The sequence below is a fragment of the Sporichthya sp. genome (genome assembly GCF_013815995.1).
Taxonomy (GTDB): domain Bacteria; phylum Actinomycetota; class Actinomycetes; order Sporichthyales; family Sporichthyaceae; genus Sporichthya.
The window spans coordinates 1-3,202 of record NZ_JACDFE010000341.1; the positions used below are offsets into that span (position 1 = coordinate 1).

Genomic DNA, 3,202 nt, shown 5'->3' on the forward strand with positions numbered 1-3,202 from the left:
CCGACCATGATGCCGCCCGAGGCGGCCAAGTCGGCGACATCCTTACGGAGCCGCTCGTTCTCCGAGAGCGCCAGCGCGTGCACCTCGGGGAATCCACCGCCGATGACCAGCGCGGTGGTGCCGGTCTGCAGCGCCTCGTCCCGCAACGGGTCGACGGTGACGACCTCGGCGCCCGCGGCGACCAGCAGTTCGGCGTGCTCGCTGTAGCTGAAGGTGAAGGCGGGGCCGCCGGCGATCGCGATCCGGGGGCGACGGCCCAGGCGGACCCGCGGGGTCGGGCCGATCGCGAGGTGCGGGTCCCAGGGCGTCGCGGACATCCGCGGCGCGGTGGCGGCCATCGTGCAGATCGCCTCGAGGTTGCAGGTACGCGCGACCAGCTCGCCCATCGCCGCGACCGCGTCGACGGCGTCGGCGGCGCGTTCGGCGACCGGCACCAGTCCGAGGTGGCGCGAGGGGGTGCTGACCTTGTCCTCGCGGCGGATCGCGCCGAGGACCGGCACGCCCAGCACGGCGAGCGCCTCCCGCAGGATCTGCTCGTGCCGGTCCGAGCCGACCCGGTTCAGCACGACGCCGCCGAGGCGGACCGCGGGATCGAAGGTGGCGAAACCGTGGACCAGCGCAGCCACCGAGCGCGCCTGGGCGGCGGCGTCGACCACCAGCAGGACCGGAGCGTCCAGCAGGCGGGCGACGTGCGCGGTGGAGGCGAAGTCGGGCAGGCCGTCGGCACCGCCGGTGACCCCGTCGAACAGGCCCATCACACCTTCGACGATCGCGATGTCGGAGGCCGCGGCGCCGTGCAGGAACAGCGGGGCGATGAGGTCCGGCGAGGTCAGCCAGGCGTCCAGGTTCCGCCCCGGCCGACCGGCGGCGAGCGCGTGGTACCCCGGGTCGATGTAGTCCGGGCCGACCTTGTGCGGCGAGACCCGCAGCCCGCGGGCGCGTAGCGCCGCGATCAGGCCGGTCGCCACCGTGGTCTTGCCGTGCCCACTGGCGGGCGCGGCGACGACGAGCCGGGGCGGACCACCCGGAACAGGCACGAGAACACTCACCCGTCGAAGGTACGGGGCCAGGGCAGGCTCGCCAATGGCGGGCCCTACCTGCTGGGGCGGCGGCTCAGGCCTTGGCGAGTGAGTCCACGGGCGAGGCGAACCACAGCGTGCGCTTGGTCCAGTTGCCCGGACCGATGCGCTCGCCGGAGCAGACCACGATCGCGATCTGCGGCCTGCCCTTCTTGTCGAAGTAGGGCTTGTAGACCCCGGCCGGCACCTCGCGTCGGTCGGTCACCTCGTAGCACATGTAGCCGAGCGGACCGGCGACCTGGAACTGCTCGCCGTCCTCCAGCTCGTCGAGCAGCTTGTTGCCGAGCGCGCTGCCGTCCGGGTAGGTGTGGGCGTTCAGCAGAGCGTTGCCCTTGAGCGCGCCGGGCCGGATTCCGTTCCCGAGGTCGAAGGCCATCGACTGCTTGCCGAGCGTGGTCAGCGGCGGGGTGCCGGGGACCGAGGAGGCGTCCCGCGGCAGCGGGAGAATCGAGATCTTCTTGGACACGCCCGGGATGCTGACCGAGGTCGGGATGAACTGCTTCGTGGTGGTGCTGCAGGTCGGCTCCGGGGTCGGAGTCGCAGACGGCGCCGCGGCCACGACCTGCTCGGCCCCGTCGCCCGAGTTCACGACGAAGGCGCAGGCGCCGATGACGACCACCGACGCGGCCAGAACCGCCGCAATCGCCGTCCGTCGGTCCGCTGCAATGCCGCGCACGATTGGCCGCCCCTCTGCGTCCGTGATCGGTACACCCCGAAACTACCTCGGTTCGAGCGCGGACCGAACCCATTGACGGCGGGGTCGGCCGAAAGGACTACTGCGGCCCTACCGTTTCCCTACCACTCAATGCCGCGCTGCCCCTTTTGTCCGGCGTCCATCGGGTGCTTGATCTTGGTCATCGTCGTCACCAGGTCCGCCGCGTCCACCAGATCGGGGTGCGCGTCCCGGCCGGTGATGATGACGTGCTGGTGCCCGGGCCGCTCCGCGAGGGTCGACACCACGTCGGCGACGTCCACCCAGCCCCACTTCATCGGGTAGGTGAACTCATCGAGGACGTAGAGCCCGTGCGCCTCGGCGGCGAGCCGGCGCTTGATCTCGGCCCAGCCCTCGGCGGCGTCGGCTGCGTGGTTCTCCTCGGTTCCGGCCTTGCGGGACCACGACCAGCCGGTGCCCATCTTGTGCCACTCGACGGGACCGCCCTCCCCGGTCTGCTCGTGCAGTCGGCCGAGGGCGCGGAAGGCCTCCTCCTCGCCCACCTTCCACTTCGCGCTCTTCACGAACTGGAAGACCCCGATCGACCAGCCCTGGTTCCAGCCGCGCAGCGCCAGGCCGAAGGCGGCGGTGGACTTGCCCTTCATCTCCCCGGTGTGCACGACCAGCAGCGGCCGGTTGCGTCGCTGACGGGTCGTCAGACCGTCTTCGGGGACGGCGGTGGGAACGCCTTGGGGCATCGGCGTGGCTCCTTATCGTCGATCGGGCTGCCAGTGGATGAGGAGCCACGCCTTTAGGCCGCCCTTCGCCCCGGGCCCCGGAGGGAGCGGACGACGTTGGCCAGCCCCCCACCCGTCTCCAGCTCGCTGAGCCGGAACAGCGGGGCGCCGAGGACCTCGGCCAGACCGGCCGCGAGCCCGAGCCGGACCGGACCGTCCTCACAGTCCACGACGACGGCGGCGACCCCGTCCGCGGCGAGCACTGCAGCCGCGCGGTGCGCCTCGGCCAGGGCATCCCCGGTTGAGGTACTGCCGGCGGTAGCGCGGCCGTCGGTGACCAGCACGAGCAGAGGACGACGCGCGGGGTCGCGCAATCGCTCGACGGCGAGGGTGAGCCGGGCCTGCAGCAGCCCGGCCGCGAGCGGGGTCCGACCACCGGTGGGCAGCGTGCGCAGCCGCGCCGCGCCCGCCTCGACCGAGGAGGTCGGCGGCAGGTCCAGCGTCGCCCCGCTGCCGCGGAAGGTGACCAGCCCGACCTTGTCCCGACGTTGGTAGGCATCCAGCAGCAGGGAGAGCACCGCCGCCTTCACCGCGCCCGTCCGGGTCCGGGCGCCCATCGAGCCGGAGGCGTCGACGCAGAACAGCACCAGGTTGCCCTCGCGCCCTTCGCGGACCGCCTCGCGCAGGTCGCCGACGCGGAGCTTCAGTCCCTCGCCGGGCACCCGGCCGCGGGC

4 protein-coding genes are annotated in these 3,202 nt (G+C 72.7%); all 4 read right to left on the reverse strand.

Annotated elements, in window-relative coordinates:
- On the reverse strand, positions 1-1,049 hold a 1,049-nt coding region (locus H0X00_RS22910; protein ID WP_293775103.1), incomplete at its 3' end, for a cobyrinate a,c-diamide synthase.
- A 64-nt stretch (positions 1,050-1,113) separates the two neighbouring features.
- Positions 1,114-1,755, reverse strand: a complete 642-nt coding sequence (locus H0X00_RS22915) for a class F sortase (protein WP_293775104.1) — start codon at positions 1,753-1,755, stop codon at positions 1,114-1,116.
- Between the two features lie 119 nt (positions 1,756-1,874).
- Positions 1,875-2,489 carry a cob(I)yrinic acid a,c-diamide adenosyltransferase gene (gene cobO, locus H0X00_RS22920; RefSeq protein WP_293775105.1) on the reverse strand — a complete coding sequence of 205 codons (615 nt, stop codon included), beginning with the start codon at positions 2,487-2,489 and terminating at the stop codon, positions 1,875-1,877.
- 53 nt (positions 2,490-2,542) lie between these two features.
- Positions 2,543-3,202: VWA domain-containing protein (locus tag H0X00_RS22925; protein WP_293775106.1), on the reverse strand; the 660-nt coding region annotated here is incomplete at its 5' end.